The following is an 18034-nucleotide window of genomic DNA, read 5'->3' on the forward strand; positions in this document are numbered from 1 at the left end:
AGCGCACTTTGTACTAAAAATCAAGCAGAAGAAGAAAAGTTTTATCGTAAAAGTCTGCATTTCAGCAGGTTGCGAGATTTCATTTCCTCAGAATTATGCAGTCTGTATCGTTTTCGTTACATTTCGTTACCGTTCGATAATTTTTTCGTTCCCATACCGGTTTCCACCCCTGAACCAGCCCGCTGCACCCTTGTTGTATATTTCAGGTCCGCTCTTGATTTTTCCCGCAGGATAGACTATTCTTAGGGTGACAAGTGCCTTTCCCACCCTTGGGCCGCAAATTCTAAATCGTTTTCGCCATCAAATGATTTCAGCATTTCCGGTTTACCCTATAAGGAGGAACAAGGCTATGAGATTCGGACATTTTGATGATGCGCGCCGGGAATATGTGATCGACACGCCCCGCACTCCCCTGCCCTGGATCAACTATCTGGGCAGCGAGGACTTTTTCAGTCTGGTGTCCAACACCGGCGGCGGTTACAGCTTTTACCGGGATGCCCGGCTGCGGCGGCTGACCCGCTACCGCTACAACAATTCCCCGCTGGACATGGACGGCCACCGCATCTACATCAACGATGGCGGCACCATCTGGAACCCGGGCTGGCAACCCGCCAAGACGGAACTGGACAGTTACACCTGCCGCCACGGTCTGGGCTACACGATCCTGCAGGGTGAGAAAAACGGCATTGCGGCCGCTCAGGAGTTGTTCGTGCCCCGGGGCGATGCCTGTGAGATCGACCGGCTGACGTTGGAAAACAAGACCACTGCTCCCCGCACGCTGGACGTGTTCAGCTATGTGGAGTTCTGCCTGTGGGATGCCATGGACGACAGCTCCAATTTCCAGCGCAACTTTTCCACCGGCGAGGTGGAAGTGGTGGAAAGTGCCATCTATCATAAGACAGAGTACCGGGAGCGCCGGGATCACTACGCCGTGTTCTGGGCCAACACCCCCGTTACCAGCTTCGACACCAGCCGGGATGCCTTCTGCGGCGTGTACGGCGGCCCCGCCGCACCGGAAGCGGTCAAAGCCGGTCACTGCTCGAACAGCATTGCCCACGGCTGGGCTCCGGTGGGTGCCCACCATTTCCATCTCACGCTGGCACCGGGTGAGAAAAAGAGCATCATCTTCGGGCTGGGCTACATTGAAAACCCGGTCCGGGAAAAATTCAGTGCTCCCGGCATCATCAACAAAGCCCGGGCCGAGGCCATGATGGCCCGCTATGCCACCGACGCACAGGTGGATGCCGCCCGCAGGGCACTGGCCGACTACTGGCAGGAGCTGCTCTCGGGCTGGCAGCTGACCTCCGGCGAGGAAAAGCTGGACCGGATGGTGAGCCTGTGGAACCAGTATCAGTGCATGGTCACCTTCAACATGAGCCGCAGTGCCAGCTATTACGAGAGCGGCATCGGCCGCGGCATGGGGTTCCGGGATTCCTGTCAGGATCTGCTGGGCTTCGTCCACATGATCCCCTCCCGCGCCCGGGAGCGCATTCTGGACATTGCTGCCACCCAGTTTGAGGACGGCAGTGCCTACCACCAGTACCAGCCCCTGACCAAAAAGGGCAACAGCGACGTGGGCAGCGGCTTCAACGATGACCCGCTCTGGCTCATTGCGTGCACCGCCGCCTATCTGCGGGAGACCGGTGACTGGTCGATCCTGGACGAGCCGGTTGCCTTTGACAACGACATGACCAGAGCACAGCCCCTGATGGAGCATCTGCGCCGGAGCTTCCGCTACACCCATACCCATCTGGGCCCCCACGGCCTGCCGCTGATCGGCCGGGCCGACTGGAACGACTGCCTGAACCTGAACTGCTTCTCGGAGCACCCGGGCGAGAGCTTCCAGATCACCGGCCCCAGCGAGGGCCCCGTGGCTGAGAGCGTGTTCATTGCGGGCATGTTCGTGAAATACGGCCGCGAGTACGCCGAACTCTGTGACCACCTGCACCTCACCGAGGAGGCCGCCAGTGCCCGCACTGCCATTGACGCAGTAGAACAGGCCACCCTGACCGCCGGCTGGGACGGCGCATGGTTCCGCCGTGCCTACGATGCCTTTGGTGCCCCCGTAGGCAGCAGGGAATGCGACGAGGGGCAGATCTTCATCGAACCCCAGGGCATGTGCGTGATGGCCGGGATCGGCCGAGAGACCGGTCAGGCCGAAGCCGCACTGAAGAGCGTGGAGGAGCGGCTGGACACCCCGTACGGCGTGGTACTGCTCCAGCCCGCCTACACCACCTACCGGCTCAATCTGGGCGAGATCTCCAGCTATCCCCCGGGCTACAAGGAGAACGCCGGTATCTTCTGCCACAACAACCCATGGATCAGCTGTGCTGAGACCGTGCTGGGCCACGGTGACCGGGCCTTTGCTGTCTACAAAAAGACCTGCCCGGCCTATATCGAGGACATCAGCGAGATCCACCGCACCGAACCCTACGTTTACAGCCAGATGGTGGCAGGCCGCGATGCCCCCACCTTCGGCGAGGCCAAGAACAGCTGGCTGACCGGCACGGCGGCATGGACCTTCGTGAACGTAAGCCAGTACATTCTGGGCATCCAGCCCACTCTGGATGGCCTGCGCGTTGACCCCTGCATCCCCCACACGCTGGCAGGCTACACCGTCACCCGCCGTTACCGGGGTGCCGTGTACCACATCCGGGTGGAGAACCCCCACGCCGTGCAGAAGGGCGTGCAGAGCGTCACCGTGAACGGCGCTCCTATTGCGGGCACCCTCCTGCCGCTGGCAAAGACCGGTGAAAGTGTAGAGGTCTCTGTCATTCTTGGATAACCTCCCTCACAGCAAAAAGACCGCCAAAGCAAGTAGAAACGCTTGCTCTGGCGGTCTTTTCAATACAGTTTTTTCAGTTCCAATTACAGCATCCTGGAAAGGAACGCCTTCAGACGAGGATGCTTGGGGTTCGAGAAGAGCTCCTGCGGGGGCTCATCTTCCTGGATCCTGCCCTCATCGATGAAGATGACTCGGTTGGACACCTCGCGGGCAAAGCCCATCTCGTGGGTGACCACCAGCATGGTGATGCCGGTGTGGGCCAGCTCCTTCATCAGCTCCAGCACCTCGCCGACCATCTCAGGGTCGAGGGCGGAGGTGGGCTCGTCGAACAGGATGACATCCGGGTCCATGGCCAGAGCGCGGGCAATGGCAATGCGCTGCTGCTGGCCGCCGGAAAGGCTCTTGGGGAACACATTGGCTTTATCGGACAGGCCGACACGGGCCAGCAGCTCCTCGGCACGCTTGGAAGCCTCCTCCTTGCTCTTGAGCTTGAGCAGCTCCGGGGCCAGGCAGAGGTTCTGCTTGACGGTCAGGTGGGGGAAGAGGTTGAAGTGCTGGAACACCATGCCCATCTTCTGGCGCACGGCATCGATGTGGGCATCATCCACCTCGATGCCCTCAAACTTGATGGAGCCGCCGGTGGGGATCTCCAGTCGGTTCAGGCAGCGCAGGAAGGTAGACTTGCCGCAGCCGGAGGGGCCGATCAGGCAGACCACATCGCCGCGGTAGATGTCGATGTCGATGCCCTTCAGGACATCCAGGGTGGGGGTGGGCTGCTTTGCGCCCTTTTTGGCCTCACCGCCGTAGGTCTTGGTCAGACCACGGACTTCCAGGATCTTTTCAGCATGATTAGCGGTCACCTTGCGCCATCCTCCTCTCAAACTTCGACAGCAGCCATGTAAAGAGCATGACTAAGACCAGATAGACCACTGCAACGCCCAACAGGGGGAACATGGCCTCGTAGGTACGGTTCATAATGCCCTGCGCCGCATACAGCAGCTCCTTGCCGCCGATAACGGTGATGAGCGAGGTATCCTTGAGCAGGACGATGAACTCGTTGCCCAGTGCAGGCAGCACCGCGCGGATGGCCTGCGGAATGACAATGACCACCATGGTGGTCATGTAGTTCAGGCCCAGGCTGCGGCCGGCTTCCATCTGGCCAGGGTCCACCGCCATCAGGCCGCCGCGGATGATCTCCGAGACGTAAGCGCCCGAGTTGATGCCCAGTGCCAGCGCACCAACCATGGTAAAGTTGCGGCTGTTGGAAAAGATGACCATGCTCATAATGAGCAGCTGGACCATCATGGGGGTGCCGCGGATGATGGTGGTGTACACCTGACAGACGGCATTGAAGAAGCCCAGCACCGGGTTCCTGCGGCCGGGACGCTGCTGGTCGTGCGCAACACGCACCAATGCCACCACACTGCCCAGCACCACGCCCAGTGCCAGCGCAATGGCGGTGACCAGCAGCGTAGTGCCCACGCCCTGGATGTACTGCACCCAGCGGTCGTTCAGGATGAACGCCTGATAGAATTTGAAGAACATTTCCTGCCCGAAGTCCAGCTTCGTGCCGCTGTTGAGCAGCTCTTTCAGCAGTTCGTATTGTGCGGCCATTCGCATCCTCGCTTTCTAAAATTGTTAGAATTTTGTAACCTGTTCTTTCCAAAAAAGGGGAGGTGCCCCAGATGGGGCCGCCTCCCCGTGATACAAGGTACAGCTGAATTATTCAGCGGTGATGTACTTGTCCACGATGGACTGCAGGGTGCCGTCAGCCTTCAGCTCTTCCAGAGCGGCATTGACAGCATCCTCCAGAGCGGAACCCTTTGCCAGACCGATGGCGTAATCCTCCTCGGCGTAGCTGGTGTCCAGAATGACCAGACCGGGGTTGGCGGCAACGAACTCCTTTGCAGGGGCATTGTCGATGACAACTGCATCGACCTGGCCATTGTTCAGAGCCTGCACAGCGGTCAGGCCGTCGTCGTATGCGACCACAGCGTCATCGCCGAAGTCATCAGAGCAGTAGATGTAGCCGGTGGTGCCGCGCTGGGTGCCGATCTTCTTGCCTGCCAGATCATCGGGAGAGGTGATATCAGAGCCCTCGGGAACGATGATGGACTGGATGCCGGTAGCGTAGCTGTCGGAGAAGTCCATCACAGCCTTGCGCTCGTCGGTCACGGTAACGCCAGCCATGACGATATCGGCCTTGCCCTGCTGCACGCTCAGCAGTGCTGCGTCGAAGTCCATATCATCGATCTGCAGCTCCAGGCCCAGCTTCTCAGCAATGGCCTTGGCGGTGTCGATGTCGATGCCCTCGAACTCACCGGCATCGGTGGTCATCTCGTACGGAGGGAAGGCAGCGTTGGTGGCCATGGTCAGCTTGCCAGCCTCAACGGTGGTCAGCTCAGCGGCAGCGCTGGTGGAAGCAGCCTCGGAAGAAGCTGCACTGCTTGCAGTGGAAGAAGCGGTGCTGGAGGCGGAACCGCCGCAGGCAGTCAGAGCCAGAGCGGCAGCGGTCAGACCAGCGGCAGCCAGAAAGCTGCGGCGATTGATCTTTTTCATATTCAAACACTCCTCTGTTGATTGTATAATTTTTCACTTTCCCGGCACGATGCGCTTCATCGTGTCATCAAGGAACAGAATTAGTATATGTTGTACAAATAAAAAAGTCAAGTGTTGTGCAAAAAATCGGAACAAATGAAACCCTTTTGAAAACATTTATACATACAGCAGCCCATTCTTAATGTATATATACATTTTGCTCCTGTGTTTCTGTCATTCCGTTGCATTCTGCTAGTGAATCTTCCCACAGGACTTAATCCCGGACATTGACACCTTTTCCTTCTAATTGGTATAATCAGGCTGGAAGCATGGTAAAAGCAGCCAAGCTCAAACCGCGCTGCCCCGCCGGGATGCGGGGAGAAAGGATCCTGCTATGAAAAATCGTATACTGAAAGCCCTGGCCTCCTTTGGTCTGTCCGTCTGTGTGCTGGCAGGCAGTTCTGTGGTCAGCATGGCCGAAGAGACCCCGGGCAAAACCGAGTGCAAGGAACACACCTGGAAGACCACGACAGAGTATAAGACTGAGTGTGTGGAGACCACCTTCCAGCATAAGCTCCCCGATGGCACCACCGAGACCCTTACACTTTGCCCCGAATGCGGCAAGGTAAAGAATAACACCCAGCTGACCAAGGTAAACGGTGTCTTCTCCAACTTTTCCAACCTGATTGTTCACACCGGGACTCTGAAAAACGGTGAGCAGGTAATGACAGCAGCATTCTACTATCCCACTGTTATTGAACGGGTCATCTGCGAAAAGTGCGGCACCGTAAAGAGCGAGGAGGTCACCCCCGCCCGTGTGATGACCCAGCCAGTCATTGCCAGCATCGAGGTACCCGCCAATACCGTTTCCGGCTACAGCCTGATGCAGATCAATGCCGACGGTACCGAAACACCGGTCAATGTTTCCTACAACACCGAGCTGAACAAAGCATATTTCCGTCTGGATGTCACCACCGGGGCCCAGCTGCTGCGGATGGTTCCCACCACCTGATTTTCCCGCATAACCAACGAGACCGCCCACCGGGCGGTCTCGTTTTTGTTTTATCGGCGTTTCTGTGGCAGGGGGATGCCCAGCACCAGGGCAATGCCCACGGCCAGCGCCACGGCGATCTTGAAGGTAGAGATGCCGTTTGCCAGCGCCAGCGCGTTGTCGCCCTGAATGAAGTAGTAGGCGCTGTAATAGATGCCCGCACCGGGCACCAGCGGAAAGATGCCGGTGAGCAGGAACACCGTCACCGGTGCTCTGAGGGTTATCGCAAGGATGCGGGCCAGCAGCGTCAGCGGAATGACCGCCAGCAGCGAGGCTGCAAAGGCTTCCATCCCGAACAGCTCCGCGATCTCGTATACCAGCCACCCCACTGCGCCCACCAGCCCGCAGTAGGGCAGGGTGCGCCTGGGGCAGGCAAAGAGGATGGCAAAACTCAGGGTGCCCGCCCCGGCCAACAGGAACTGCAGGGCCAGACGGCCCAGCTGCTCCCCGGTGAAAAGAAGCTCCGTCATACCACGGCCACCCCCTTCAAAAAGGCATAGAGGCTCAGCACAAGGCCTGTGCCGATGGCGATGCTGGCCGCAATGAGCAGCGCGTCGATCATCCGGATGGTGCCGGACAGGTAATCTCCCTGCACAAAGTCCCGGATGCCCATGGTAAAGGCGATGCCGGGGGTCAGGATCATCAGAGTACCGATGATGGCGTGACTGGCTTCAGTGCCCAGCAGGCTGCAGCCCAGAATACAGCATAGGGTAATGAGGGCGGCAGTGGAGATGGTTCGGAACCCGCCCCCCACGCCGTGCCGCCCGCAGAACAGCAGGTAGGCGTTGGCCGCAACACCGGCCGCAGCGGCGGCAAGCCCGGCTTTCAGGTCGCCGCCAAAAATCAGCGCAAAGCAGAACGCGCCGCCCATGCCCGCCGCAATCTGCACCCAGTCCTTCGGAAAAGGGATGCACCTGGCCTGAGCCAGCCGGGTCTCGGCCTCATCGATGGTGTCCACTTCCCCGGACGCGATCTGGCGGGAAAGCTGATTCACCGCCGCCACCCGCCCCAGGTGGGTGGTACGGGTGGGCACGTTGCGCACCTCGCTCATCTCCGCCGTGCCTGCGCTGGCAAAAATGCCGTTGGTCAGCACATAGACATGGAACTCCCGCAGGTGGAAGCTGGCCGCCATGATCTCCATGGTCTGCTCCACCCGGAACACCTCTGCCCCGTTCTCCAAAAGGGTCTGACCGGCCGCCATAATAAAATCCATGATGCGGCGGCGCTGTTCCCCGTCCGGATACAATCCCCTCTCTGCCATGCTGTGGTCTCCTTAAAATTGGCATAAAAAATGACCGCCTCAATGTTTCAGTGCCTGAGCGGTCATTTTTCTTGACGAATCTATTTGTAGTATAGTCAATCTCCGGCGGCTTGTCAAGCAGGCACGCCGTTTTTTTAGAACTTGAACAGGTTCACGATCCGCTGCCACAGGCGGGTGAAGAAGTTGCCTTCCTGCACATCGGCGGTGGTCTGGGCGGTAACATCCGCAGCGGCGACCGTCTCACCGGTCTTATAGACGAACTTCACGCTGCCGGAAGCATCCTCGGACTTACCGGCAAAGCTGGTGTAATCCTCCAGACGGCTGGTCATCTCGTCCAGCACGGTCTTCAGGCCGTGGATCTGCTCCTCGTCCAGAGCACCGGTCAGCTTGGAGATGCCCTCCTCATTGAACTGGTTCAGGCCATCGTTCAGCCGGACCGTGCCATCGCTGAGCTGGCCTGCGCCATCATTCAGGGTGGTCACGCCGTCATACAGGGTCTTGGTGCCATCGGCCAGCTGGGCGGCACCGTCCTTTGCGGAGTGGGCACCGTCAGCAGCGGTGGCAACACCGTTGGTGTACTGGTTGACACTGGACACGAAATACTGGATCTGCGCCAGGCTGTTCTTCAGGGCACGGACATCTGCGATATCCTGGCTGTTCTCAGCCTGATACTTCAGCTCGTCATGCACGGTCTGTTTTGCGCTGGCAGTGCTCAGGTCAAGCATGGCGCTGAACATGGAGGGGTCGTAGCTCTGCATCAGCCGCAGAGCAGCTTCCAGGTCGTGGTTGGTCTTGGTTGCGGAGAGATACAGGGCAATGTCCAGCTGGCTGTCCTTGAAGCTGGGCTCCTGCTCCCAGACGGTGCGCACCATCTTCTTGCGGGCAGCGGCCAGTGTCTTTTCGTTCATGGTCAGCACTTCGTCAATAACGGAAGCGTAGTTGTCCCAGGTCATGGGGGTGTCGATCAGGCCGCCCTCCATCAGGGTGCTGTTGGCGGAGGCCAGAACACCATCGGCCACCTGCTGGGCACCAGCCTGCAGGGCAGCGTTATTGGAGCTCAGGGTATCCAGACCGGTGGTCAGCTGGCCCAGACCATCGTCCAGGGCAGAAGCACCGCTGTTCAGCTGAGAAGCGCCGTCCAGCAGGGCCAGGGTACCGTTGGCCAGCTGGGAAGCACCGTCCACCAGTTGGGCGGCACCATCCATCAGCTGGTTCATGGCATCGTTCAGCTGGCTGACGCCATCGGTCAGCTCGTTGAGGCTGCTCAGGTCAAAGGCATTGGTGCCCAACGCATCGGCGTTGGTGGCACAGGCCAGCATGACCTGCGGTGCGGTCAGGTTCTCGACATCGGCTTCCACAGTGACGCTGTCCTGCAGATAATCCTCCACAGTAGACAGGTCATCGGGCAGCAGACCGTCCAGAGAGTCCTTCACGCCGGGCAGGCAGACGAAAGCGGCCACGCTGCTCTTGGCGGCAGATTCCAGCATTCCGTGCTCGGCGCTCAGGTTGGTGGCATCCTGACCAAAGATCACGCCCACAGCAGTGATGAGCGGGGTGACAACGGTGCGCTCCTTGCCGTTGACGGTCACGGTGCCGGTCTCGTTGTTGGTCAGGTCGACGGTCACGGTCAGGTGGCCGCTCTTGCCGATCAGGTTCTCAAGGCTGTCGGTCACGCCGTCCAGCGTATAGGTGACATTTGCGGTGATGGGCAGGGCCTTGTCGGTATTGCCCTTATAGTACACGTCGGTGTCGTCGGTGTTCCAGACCAGCTTTTCGCCGTCCTGGGTGAACGCGGCATCGCTCTCGGTGTTCTGGATATCGGTCAGGGTGCTCTCATCGGTGACATTGGACAGGCCGGAAGCGCTGTACAGGTGCTCGCTGACGGTGGTGGACTTGATGGAGCCGTCGGCGTTCATCACGGCGTAGACGGTCTCATCCTTGGAATAATCGGCCTTGGCGGCTGCAAAGGCGGGCAGGGTCATGCCTGCGGCGAGAGTCAGCGCCAGCGCCGCACTGGCGAAACGAAGCGATTTTTTCATGGTAATTACTCCTTATCAGACTTCTTGGCGTTGGAAGATTCAGGGACCAGCCAGTGCATGGTGGTGTGGCGGATGACCCAGTCCAGCAGCATCAGGGCAGCGGGCAGAACGACCAGAATGACAGCCATACTGATCAGTGCGCCGCGGGAGATGAGCCGGCAGATGCTCTGCAGCAGCTCCATCTTACTGATGGCGGCCACGCCGACGGTTGCGGCAAAGAAGGTCAGGCCGCTGGTCAGGATGGACTGGCTGCAGTGCTCCAGCGACTGCTGGGCAGCTTCCTGCGGGGTGCGGCCATAGCTGCGCTCCTCGTGATAACGGGTGGTCATCAGGATGGAGTAGTCCACAGTCGCGCCCAGCTGGATGGTGCCGATGACGATGCTGGCGATGAAGGGCAGCTGGGTACCGGTGAAGTACGGGATACCCATATTGATGGAGATGGCGGCCTCGATGCTGGCAACCAGCAGCACAGGGATGGACAGGCTCCGGAAGGAGATCAGGATGATGGCAGCGACTGCCATGATCGACCAGACGTTGACGTTCTTGAAATCCACATCCGCAACCTCGATCAGATCCTTGGTCATGGCACCCTCGCCGGTGATGACACCGTTGGGGTCAACCGCCTTGATAAGGTCGTTCATCTCAGTCAGCTGGTTATTGATGGCATCGGTGCCGGTCTTATAGGAGCTGTTGGCCAGAATGAGCTTGTAGCCGCCGGACTGCAGGATCTCGGTCACGCTGTCGGGCAGCAGCTCGGTCTGGAAGCCCGGACCAGTGATGGAATCCAGGCTCACCACCTGGGTGATGCCGTCCACATCCTTGAGCTCATCGCAGAGGTCAGACACCTGCGTTGCGGTCAGGTCCTCATCCACCAGAATAAAGTGGGAGGTGGTCATGCCAAAGTCCTCGCCCAGCTTGTTGGTGCCAACGATGCCGGTCAGGTCCTGGGGCAGCGAGTCGAACAGGGTGTAGTAGACCTCGGTCTTTTGCTGGGCCACCACAAAGGGCACCAGCAGCACAAGAAAGACGACCACGATGGGCATTGCGTGCTTGGAAACAAAGTAGCTGAGCTTGGTCAGCTTGGGTACGATGGTGCGGTGCTTGTACTTTTCGACCTGCTGATCAAAGGTCAGGATCAAAGCAGGCAGGATGACGATGGTGCAGATGACACCCAGCGCCACACCCTTTGCCATAACAACACCGATATCGCGGCCCAGCGTCAGGCGCATAGCGCACAGTGCCAGGAAGCCCGCAATGGTGGTCAGGGAGGAAGCGGTGATGGAGGTCATGGTCTTGCAGATGGCGGTCACCATGGCTTCCTCGTTGGAGGAGCGGAGTTCCTTTTCCTCCTGATAACGGTGGAGCAGGAAGATGGAGAAGTCCATCGTCACGCCCAACTGCAGCACCGTGGAAAGCGCCTGGGTGATGTAGCTGATCTGACCCAGGAAGATGTTGGTGCCAAAGTTGTACGCAATGGGGAACAGCAGGCCCAGCATGAACAGTACGGGCGTGATGGTGCTCTCCAGCGAGAGGAACAGCACCAGCATACTGGCACCCACAGCGCACAGGATGTACAGCGGCATCTCTTGATTGATCAGTGCCTTGGTATCCTGCAAGATGACGCTCATGCCGCCAAAGTAGCAGTCGTGCCGCAGCACCTTTTTGATCTGATTGACGGCATTCATCGTCTCGTCGCTGGCGCTGGGCGCATCAAACCGGACGATGAGCATGGTGGAATCGTTTTTGCCGAACATGAACTGCTGGACATCCGCGGGCAGCATCTCGGTGGGGATGCTGGGGTCGATGACATCGCTGAGCCAGAAGGTCTGTGTGACACCGGGCACCGCCTCAATGTCCTTCTTCATGGCGATCAGTTCATTGGTAGGCAGGCCTTCCACCGTGATCATACCGGTGGAAGCCAGATGGAAGTCGTCCTCAAGCGCTACCTCGCCGATCATGGAGTCGAGCTCCTGCGGCAGATAAGTCAGGACATCATAGTTGATGCGGGTAGCAACCGCGCCGATTGCGGAAGGGATCAACAGCAGGACCGCTACTGTTAAGATCAGCTTGCGCAGACGCACGATGCTCTGTGCGATCTTTTTCATGGGAACCCTCCATACGAAAGTTGATTGGATCTGCCCTAAAAATGACCCGTGGTCATTTCTGAGCAAGCACTATTATAACCAATCGACGCAAGGTGTCAAGATAAAAAATGACCAAAAGTCAGTTTTCTTATCACAAAGCAAAAATTGTATAGCTTGTCCGGGGGCTTTTGCTCTTGCGCTCTTCCCTTCTCCCTGCTAAAATATTGTTTACACAACAAAACAACGTCAGAAAAGAGGATGCAGCAAGCTATGAGCACCGTGGAAGGAAAGAAACAGGAAAAGCGACGCGCGCTTCTGGATGCAGCTTACGAGCTGTTTCTGGAGCGGGGCACCTCCAAGACCAGCGTGGAGGATATCACCTCCCGCGCCAAGGTGGGCAAGGGCACGTTCTACCTCTATTTTGCCGATAAGGGTTCGGTCACGCAGGCCCTGCTGGCCCGGGTGAGCTACCAGCTGCTGGACAACGCCTGTGCCGCCGCCGAGCAGCACGCCGCCGAGCTTACCAGCTTCCCCGACCAGATGATCTTTGTCATTGACCATATCATCGAAGCCCTGCGCGCGGACACCCTGATGCTCCGCTTCCTGGAGCGCAGCTTTGTCTGGCCCGGGCTGGATCAGATCGAAGCCAGCGGCGAGGCCGAGCCGCTGATGCGCAAGGTCCTCCAGATCGTGATGTGCAGCCCCGAGATGGCGGGCCGCACCGAGCGGGAGATCTACCAGCGCATCACCGCCCTGGGCAGCATGTGCATGTCGGTGTGCTATACCTCCGTGTTGGAGGGCAAGCCCGACAACATCGACAACATGAAGCCCATCCTCTACGACATCATCCGCCGGGCGCTCTGAACGCACCTCTCCCCTGCCAGCCCCCGCAAAGGGGCCTTTGCGCCAATCCCTCGGGGCAAAAAACGGAAAAGGCAGACTTTTTTCAAAAAAGCCCTTGCAATTGCGCGAAAAATGTGGTATCATACTCAAGTCGATACGACATCTGGACGGTTAGCTCAGCTGGTAGAGCATCTGCTTGACGTGCAGGAGGTCACAGGTTCGAGTCCTGTACCGTCCACCATACAGTTCGTACTCGAACCCGATTCTCTATGAGAAAGGGTTTGGGTACGTTTTTTGTTTATCGGAAGTTCTGCGGAAGGACTACACAGAGCATTAAACGAGCAAAGGCAGGGTATCACTATGACGGTGGTATCCTGCCTTTTGCTTGTTTGGGAATTTCGCCTTGTTAGAAAATTTCTGGTCTATGTTGAAAAGCCTTTCTTTTTATGATATAATCAACATGGGTAAATATATCGTGATTTGATGATGTGCGGAGGTGAAATCATGGCTACTGCGCCAAGCATGGGAAAACTAATCTATCATATAACATCTATAGATAATCTTCCTTCGATTTTAAAGTTTGGTCTGCTCTCTCGAAAATGCATATTACAAAACCACGACATACACTTTACTGATATTGCCGATCCAGAAATCTTAAGTAAACGTGAGCGATATAAGGAAGCTCTTTCACAATATATCTTATTTCATTTTTTTGCAAAAAATCCATTTGATGGTGCAGTGTGCGAAAAGTATGGATCAGAAAATATGGCAATCATCGCTGTTTGGAGAAGTATTTGTGAACATAATAATTATCAAATAATTCCATCACATCCATTGGATAGTGATGCTCCAGATCTTTATTCTTATGGAGAAGGTTTCAAGAAGGTTCGATGGAATATATTAGACGATAGAGAGCATCGCGATTATAAAAATGCAGAGATCCGGAAAGCATGTATGGCAGAATGTGTTGTGAAGGGATGTGTTCCGGTATCAGATTTTGCATATATTTATGTTTATAGTGAAAGGGCAAAAGAAAAGATTTTAAAAATGGAAAATGCCGTAGCTATTAAGGATAGGATACAGGTTATGCCTAGTATGTTTCCCATAAGTCGATAATTAAATTGGGAGGTGATTCAAGTGTTTTTCTATACAACAGGAGATTTGCTCCAGTCCGATGCGGAAGCTCTTGTCAACACAGTAAACTGTGAAGGTTATATGGGAAAGGGAATCGCCTATCAATTTAAACTTAAATTTCCAAACAACAACAAAGACTATGTTAAGGCGTGTAAAAATGGTACACTACGTCCCGGAAAACTTCATGTTTATAAGGAAAGTGAAAAAATCATCATTAATTTCCCGACCAAAGATAAATGGCGTGAAAAATCACGAATGGAATATATTGAGGATGGGTTGGATGCGCTTGTTTTACTAATAAAAGAACTCAACATAAAGAGTATAGCTATTCCACCGTTGGGAAGTGGCAATGGTGGTCTTATTTGGAATGACGTTAAGCAAGTTTTGGCAAAAAAACTAGAGGACATAGCCAAACAGGTAGCGATTTATATTTATGAGCCTTCTCGAAACTTTGCCACAACGCCAACACAGGAGCCAAAACTGAGCACATCAGCACTCGTGTTAATGGAATTAAAGGGGCATTTAAAAAAGTTTAACAGTCTTCGTTTGCAAAAAGCGGCGTATTTCATGGATTTGTTTTCCTCAAAAAAATATTTTCGTTTTGTTCCTCATAAATACGGTCCTTATGATCATTCCATTGATATAGTTAGTAAGGGAATTCGTGAATTTCAGCAGTTTCATGGAACATCTTCTACAAAAGAAGCTGAGAAAATTCTATTTAATAAACTTACGAGTGAGTCGGTAAATAATACTTTACAAGCATTGCTCCCTTGGATCATAAAGTCTTGTGATTTTATAAACTCTATTGAAACTGATCATGAACTAGAATGTTTGGCAACAATTTGTTTTCTAATTGAAAATTCAGGAGGCTTAACAGCAGAAGGAATTGTTTCCGGATTTAAGAATTGGTCTGAGGAAAAGGCAAAGAGGTTTACTGAACAAGAAATTATCGAGGGAATCCAAAAGTTATATATGCTTGGAGTTATAGAAAAAAATCTTGTAGGTTATAACCTTGCTGCATAAAACAAAAACAGGGTGCGCCCACCCGGACGCACCCTGCCAAAGACCACAGACAATAGCGATATGTATACCAGGGAGTTCCCCAGCGGGAACTTCCTGGATTTCTTTTTTGTTTGCGTGATGAGCCTGCTCCGCCTGCCACGCGGCAAACTCCCTCTGGCCTTCCTCGCTGTTCCAGCAGGCAAGGATGGCCGGATAGAATGCCCGTGCCAGACGGTCAATGACTTCATCGGGGTAAGGGGAAGTGTTTGTGGACTTTTTCTTTTTGTTCAAACGCACGCTCCTTTGATCGTCCCACCGCAGCAAAGCCGGGCAAGAAAATCAAAGTTCCATTTTTTATCAGGCGCAAGGGCGCGGATGCTTTCCGCCCTGCACTTGCGGCTGGTGGCTCGTTGATGGCTTACAAGTGCCTGTCGTTATGCGGTCTTTTCTCCTTCAAGGGCTTCTGCAAGAGCCTTTTCCAGATAGGTTTCGATTTCAGTCAGGTAGTTAGCAGGCCTCTGCATTGCGAAGCGGAGAACCTTCTGCTTTTCCGGGTCAGTGAAATAGCTGGGATTGTTTTTGAGCGTTTTCTTCCATGAGTTTTTCATCATTTCGGTCGCACGGCTCAAGGATTTGTAAACCTTCATAAACTCGTCCGGCACATGATAGCACCGGAATTCTTCTGTTTGTGGCGTGGGCATGGGAACGGGTTCCGCTTTTTCAGGCTCAAATTCAGCGCTGGCAGATTCCAACACTTCCAATGCCTCTGGATGCAGGATTTGAGCAAGGACATCTGAACGATGCTCGACACTTGCCTGCACAAGCTTGGACATTTCTTCGTTGGTGAACTTCACTTCACCGGAAAAGACTTTCTGCTTGATGCCGGGAGAGAGGTTGTCCGCAATGTCGATGCCTCGTGTATAGTGGCTGGCACGGAGAACAGAGGCACGGCTGACACCGTTTTCTTCTGCGATCCGGTCGCAGGTTTTCTTCCCGGAGTGGTGGTTATCATCGTGAGCACCACCACTTTTCTTTGCTAAAGTGTACTGATTGCCCCGAAAGATTTTTGCAGCTTTCTTCTCGGCTTCGTACTGCTTCCCCAGCAGGTAACGCTTTTGTTCGGGGGAAAGATTGCGCCGTCCCAACTGATTCCGGCAAATCCACGCAATGGCTTCTTCGCGGTTCTCAAATCGGAGCGGCATGGTGGAGAAATAAATCTCTGGGTGCTTTTGGAGGATTGCATAACGATTGTGCTCATCAGCATAAAGTGGATTTACAGATTTATTTCTTTCTCCTTTTGGAGCAATGTGGACAACCATGCCCTTTTACTCTGCTTGCAATAACTGCATACCATTCATGTCCGCAACTAGAGCATTTCCACCATGCTTTCTTTCCACTTTTAGGAAGAAGCTGTGATGGAAAAAGATTATTAGAACTATTTCTTTCATAATTCCATTCTTTTAAAAGCTCGGGATAAAGTGTTTCCAAATCGTTTACGCCTGTTTTGGGAACTCGACCGCTACAACATGGACAACCAATTCCTCTTTTTCTGTTATTGGGACTTGCTTGCCATTCGTAACCGCATTTCGGACAAAGCCACCAGACAGGTTTGAATTTTCCGGCGGTTATATCATTTGGAGTTAAATCGCCATTTTTTATGGGATGCCATTCTTTGGCAAGTTCTGGCATGGTTTCAGCGAGTGAACCAACCTTTTTAACTACACCTTGTGTAAAACTTCTTCCACGGTGTTTTTTTGAACATTCAGCGCACCCAAAGCGCCCTTTTCGTGTCATGCTGTTAATGCTACATTTCCATTCGTGTCCACAATCTGGACATTTCCACCAGATGATTTCATTTGAACTGACGGTGAACATGTCTGGAGTTAAGTCCTGATTCTTCACATAGTCCCATTTTGAGGCAACGTCTGGACGTAAAATTGCGAGGGAATTATCAATACTTGTCAAATATCCTAAGATCTGCGGGCGGTCACGTTCGATATTTACATCGATTTGACTGTGAATATGTCGAGGATCTGTTCGAGTCCACATATTGGAGGAAGCATCTATAGAATCGAGAATGACTTTAAGGACAGTTTCGAGTTCGCCTGTCTTTTTGACCTTTGAAATGGTATAAACCACATCAGCAGTTTGCGCATTGTCAACCCAATTGCGAGTATTCTTTTCTTTGATACGGATGAGTTTCACGTGATTTTCTTGACATAATTTATATTTGCGGATGTCCCGTTCATACTGCTCATCCGATTGGTGCCAGTTTGCACCATCAAACTCAATTCCGGTATGAATAGAGGGAATATAGATATCAAGCTCCATAGAACCCAGAAAAGCAGGTTTATATTTGTTGATGGCATCTGAATAGAGCTTATGAACGTAAAAGAAGGTAGCCTGCTCGGGGAACGAGGTCTGGACTCTTAAATTGCAAATAGGGCATTGTGTGTTATCTGTATTGCGGTCATGGATAGTAGCTTGATATTCGTGACCGATAGGGCAAAGCCACCATACACGTTTTCCGCTTCCAGCAGTTACTTCATACGGTGTCAGCGGAGCATTCTTAGATGGATGCCATTCGACAGCGAGGCTGGGATTGACCGAAGCTAAATCATTGAATCCTTTTAACACTTTATGCCCTGAGCAGTAGTAGCATGCACTTCCACGTCGCACCCGCCGTTCAACAGTTTGCTCATAGGAATGTCCCATTGGGCAGAGCCACCATACTTTCTTTTGGCTGTACGCTGTTACGTTGGACGGTGTAAGTTCTGCATTTTTTGAAGGATGCCATTCTTTTGCAATGTCTGGAAAGAGCGTTTCAAGGTCATTGTAACCAGCAAACACTTTTTGATGCGAACAATAGGGACAGCTATAACCACGTATAATATGAAGATTTATGCTTTGTTCATAAGAATGCCCTTTGCTGCAAATCCACCAGACTTTTTTTGAAGAACCTGCTGTGATGGTATCTGGTGAAAGTGGGTGGTTTTTCTTAAAATCCCATTCGTTGATGCAGTCTGGGTATTGTGATAATAGGTCATTTTGGCCTTTAATGAGCTTAACCATGATGACTCCTCGATATATCCGTAATTGAAAAGTATTTGCTTTTATTATAACATGATTAAATCGAAAATTCAGCATGATAAAAAGCACGGCAGGGTTTGGGGCAGGCACGCCCCAACAAGATCACTTGGAAAACTCGCAAGAGTTTGAGAAGTGAAGTCCCGGATGGATAGAACATTTTCAAGAATTGAAAATTTGTGGCCACGGGACGGTTCTTGCCCTCTACCG

At 53.9% G+C, this 18034-nt stretch carries 15 protein-coding genes and 1 tRNA gene; 6 read left to right on the plus strand and 10 right to left on the minus strand.

The features are described 5' to 3' along the window. The first annotated feature begins 349 nt into the window (after window positions 1–349). Window positions 350–2785, plus strand: a complete 2436-nt coding sequence (locus J3352_RS09760; RefSeq protein ID WP_156067220.1) for a GH36-type glycosyl hydrolase domain-containing protein — start codon at window positions 350–352, stop codon at window positions 2783–2785. Between the two features lie 83 nt (window positions 2786–2868). On the opposite strand, the gene J3352_RS09765 is transcribed toward J3352_RS09760, so the two are convergent. The 3 genes from J3352_RS09765 to J3352_RS09775 all read right to left on the minus strand — a co-directional run bounded on the left by J3352_RS09765 (window position 2869) and on the right by J3352_RS09775 (window position 5344). Continuing rightward, the gene (locus J3352_RS09765) at window positions 2869–3621 is read right to left on the minus strand and encodes an amino acid ABC transporter ATP-binding protein (protein WP_370569101.1); all 753 of its coding nucleotides are present in this window, start codon (window positions 3619–3621) and stop codon (window positions 2869–2871) included. Window positions 3622–3634: 13 nt separating this feature from the next. Continuing rightward, a complete protein-coding gene (locus J3352_RS09770) occupies window positions 3635–4399 on the minus strand; it encodes an amino acid ABC transporter permease (protein ID WP_097773339.1) in 765 nt (254 codons plus the stop codon). A 108-nt stretch (window positions 4400–4507) separates the two neighbouring features. Continuing rightward, entirely contained in the window at window positions 4508–5344 is an 837-nt protein-coding gene (locus J3352_RS09775; RefSeq protein ID WP_097773338.1) for an ABC transporter substrate-binding protein, read from the minus strand. 373 nt (window positions 5345–5717) lie between these two features. Here J3352_RS09775 and J3352_RS09780 point away from each other — a divergent pair, with 373 nt between their 5' ends. After that, window positions 5718–6335 (plus strand): hypothetical protein, encoded by a 618-nt coding sequence (locus J3352_RS09780; protein WP_156067223.1) that lies wholly within the window; start codon window positions 5718–5720, stop codon window positions 6333–6335. A gap of 50 nt (window positions 6336–6385) precedes the next feature. On the opposite strand, the gene J3352_RS09785 is transcribed toward J3352_RS09780, so the two are convergent. The 4 genes from J3352_RS09785 to J3352_RS09800 form a co-directional block, all read right to left on the minus strand. Further along, window positions 6386–6844: a threonine/serine exporter family protein gene (locus tag J3352_RS09785; RefSeq protein ID WP_156067226.1), complete on the minus strand. Its 459-nt coding sequence runs from the start codon at window positions 6842–6844 to the stop codon at window positions 6386–6388. Further along, entirely contained in the window at window positions 6841–7635 is a 795-nt protein-coding gene (locus tag J3352_RS09790; protein ID WP_156067229.1) for a threonine/serine exporter ThrE family protein, read from the minus strand. The genes J3352_RS09785 and J3352_RS09790 overlap by 4 nt, the downstream gene beginning before the upstream one ends. Before the next feature lie 134 nt (window positions 7636–7769). Next, complete coding sequence (locus tag J3352_RS09795; RefSeq protein ID WP_156067232.1) at window positions 7770–9674, minus strand: hypothetical protein; 1905 nt, start codon at window positions 9672–9674, stop codon at window positions 7770–7772. A 5-nt stretch (window positions 9675–9679) separates the two neighbouring features. Continuing rightward, the gene (locus J3352_RS09800; RefSeq protein ID WP_156067234.1) at window positions 9680–11779 is read right to left on the minus strand and encodes an RND family transporter; all 2100 of its coding nucleotides are present in this window, start codon (window positions 11777–11779) and stop codon (window positions 9680–9682) included. A 249-nt stretch (window positions 11780–12028) separates the two neighbouring features. Here J3352_RS09800 and J3352_RS09805 point away from each other — a divergent pair, with 249 nt between their 5' ends. The 4 genes from J3352_RS09805 to J3352_RS09820 all read left to right on the plus strand — a co-directional run bounded on the left by J3352_RS09805 (window position 12029) and on the right by J3352_RS09820 (window position 14758). Continuing rightward, entirely contained in the window at window positions 12029–12622 is a 594-nt protein-coding gene (locus J3352_RS09805) for a TetR/AcrR family transcriptional regulator (RefSeq protein WP_097773333.1), read from the plus strand. A 144-nt stretch (window positions 12623–12766) separates the two neighbouring features. Further along, window positions 12767–12842 (plus strand) — tRNA-Val (locus J3352_RS09810). Between the two features lie 263 nt (window positions 12843–13105). Then, complete coding sequence (locus J3352_RS09815; protein WP_197036545.1) at window positions 13106–13717, plus strand: DarT ssDNA thymidine ADP-ribosyltransferase family protein; 612 nt, start codon at window positions 13106–13108, stop codon at window positions 13715–13717. Window positions 13718–13738: 21 nt separating this feature from the next. Beyond that, window positions 13739–14758 (plus strand): macro domain-containing protein, encoded by a 1020-nt coding sequence (locus tag J3352_RS09820; protein ID WP_156067240.1) that lies wholly within the window; start codon window positions 13739–13741, stop codon window positions 14756–14758. Here the strand turns inward: J3352_RS09820 and J3352_RS09825 are convergent. From J3352_RS09825 to J3352_RS09835, 3 genes are all read right to left on the minus strand, one after another. Beyond that, the gene (locus J3352_RS09825) at window positions 14702–15034 is read right to left on the minus strand and encodes a transposase (RefSeq protein ID WP_097780799.1); all 333 of its coding nucleotides are present in this window, start codon (window positions 15032–15034) and stop codon (window positions 14702–14704) included. The two genes, J3352_RS09820 and J3352_RS09825, sit on opposite strands and share 57 nt — an antisense overlap. 137 nt (window positions 15035–15171) lie before the next feature. After that, on the minus strand, window positions 15172–16056 hold the full coding sequence (locus tag J3352_RS09830; RefSeq protein WP_156067243.1) for a hypothetical protein: 885 nt from the start codon (window positions 16054–16056) through the stop codon (window positions 15172–15174). Beyond that, a complete protein-coding gene (locus tag J3352_RS09835) occupies window positions 16019–17809 on the minus strand; it encodes a zinc-ribbon domain-containing protein (protein ID WP_197036382.1) in 1791 nt (596 codons plus the stop codon). The genes J3352_RS09830 and J3352_RS09835 overlap by 38 nt, the downstream gene beginning before the upstream one ends. Between the last annotated feature and the right edge of the window lie 225 nt (window positions 17810–18034).

The sequence above is a fragment of the Faecalibacterium sp. Marseille-Q4164 genome, from assembly GCF_017377545.1.
In the GTDB taxonomy this organism is placed as follows: Bacteria; Bacillota; Clostridia; order Oscillospirales; family Ruminococcaceae; genus Faecalibacterium; species Faecalibacterium duncaniae.

Coding starts and splice junctions, on each gene's coding strand:
- J3352_RS09760 (WP_156067220.1), top strand. CDS start 350: ATGAGATTCGGACATTTTGATGATGCGCGCCGGGAATATGTGATCGAC.
- J3352_RS09775 (WP_097773338.1), bottom strand. CDS start 5,344: ATGAAAAAGATCAATCGCCGCAGCTTTCTGGCTGCCGCTGGTCTGACC.
- J3352_RS09785 (WP_156067226.1), bottom strand. CDS start 6,844: ATGACGGAGCTTCTTTTCACCGGGGAGCAGCTGGGCCGTCTGGCCCTG.
- J3352_RS09770 (WP_097773339.1), bottom strand. CDS start 4,399: ATGGCCGCACAATACGAACTGCTGAAAGAGCTGCTCAACAGCGGCACG.
- J3352_RS09815 (WP_197036545.1), top strand. CDS start 13,106: ATGGCTACTGCGCCAAGCATGGGAAAACTAATCTATCATATAACATCT.
- J3352_RS09790 (WP_156067229.1), bottom strand. CDS start 7,635: ATGGCAGAGAGGGGATTGTATCCGGACGGGGAACAGCGCCGCCGCATC.
- J3352_RS09795 (WP_156067232.1), bottom strand. CDS start 9,674: ATGAAAAAATCGCTTCGTTTCGCCAGTGCGGCGCTGGCGCTGACTCTC.
- J3352_RS09835 (WP_197036382.1), bottom strand. CDS start 17,809: ATGGTTAAGCTCATTAAAGGCCAAAATGACCTATTATCACAATACCCA.
- J3352_RS09830 (WP_156067243.1), bottom strand. CDS start 16,056: ATGGTTGTCCACATTGCTCCAAAAGGAGAAAGAAATAAATCTGTAAAT.
- J3352_RS09800 (WP_156067234.1), bottom strand. CDS start 11,779: ATGAAAAAGATCGCACAGAGCATCGTGCGTCTGCGCAAGCTGATCTTA.
- J3352_RS09780 (WP_156067223.1), top strand. CDS start 5,718: ATGAAAAATCGTATACTGAAAGCCCTGGCCTCCTTTGGTCTGTCCGTC.
- J3352_RS09805 (WP_097773333.1), top strand. CDS start 12,029: ATGAGCACCGTGGAAGGAAAGAAACAGGAAAAGCGACGCGCGCTTCTG.